The sequence below is a fragment of the Streptomyces sp. WG5 genome (assembly GCF_049974565.1).
Lineage (GTDB): Bacteria > Actinomycetota > Actinomycetes > Streptomycetales > Streptomycetaceae > Streptomyces.
This window is the reverse complement of record NZ_JBNGGC010000177.1, coordinates 1-598: the sequence shown is the minus strand read 5'-3', so window position 1 is coordinate 598 and position 598 is coordinate 1. Positions and strand designations below refer to the sequence as shown.

Sequence of the window (598 nt, the reverse complement as noted above, 5' to 3'; positions counted from 1 at the left end):
AGCGATCCCCTGATGCCGAAGATTCCGGGCGAATTCAGCGGCAAGCTGATGCACGCGAAGGACTACAAGACGGCCGACATCTTCGAAGGCAAGCGTGTGCTCGTCGTCGGCATGGGCAATACCGGTTGCGACATCGTTGTCGATGCCATTCACCGCGCCAAGCAGGTGCTGTGGAGCGTGCGCGGCGGCAATCACTTCGTGCCGAAGTTCCTCGCCGGAAAGCCGGCGGACGAGGGCAATCACAAGCCGAAGCGTTTCATCATTCCCAAACGCCTGCGCTCGATGCTGAATGAGCCGATCCTGCGGTTTCTGGTGGGGCCGCCGGAGCGCTTCGGCCTGCCAAAGCCCGAGCACCGGCTTTATGACAAGACGCCGATCGTGAACTCGCTCGTGCTCCAGCATCTGGGGCAGGGCGATGTCACGTTGCGCAAGCCGATCAAGGAAGTCCGCGGCGATACGGTTGTCTTTACCGATGGGCAGGAAGATCAGGTCGATCTGGTGCTGCTTGCGACAGGCTACGAGATCACGTTTCCGTTTCTTGAAGACCTCACCGAACTGAACTGGCACCCGGAGAAAGGCGCGCCGCGTCTCTATCTCA

The 598-nt window shown here is 60.4% G+C and carries 1 pseudogene; it reads left to right on the top strand.

Annotated features, from left to right (window positions below):
• Positions 1-12 precede the first annotated feature (12 nt).
• Positions 13-598: pseudogene (locus ACP4IX_RS36485) on the top strand (NAD(P)/FAD-dependent oxidoreductase); the annotation flags it as partial.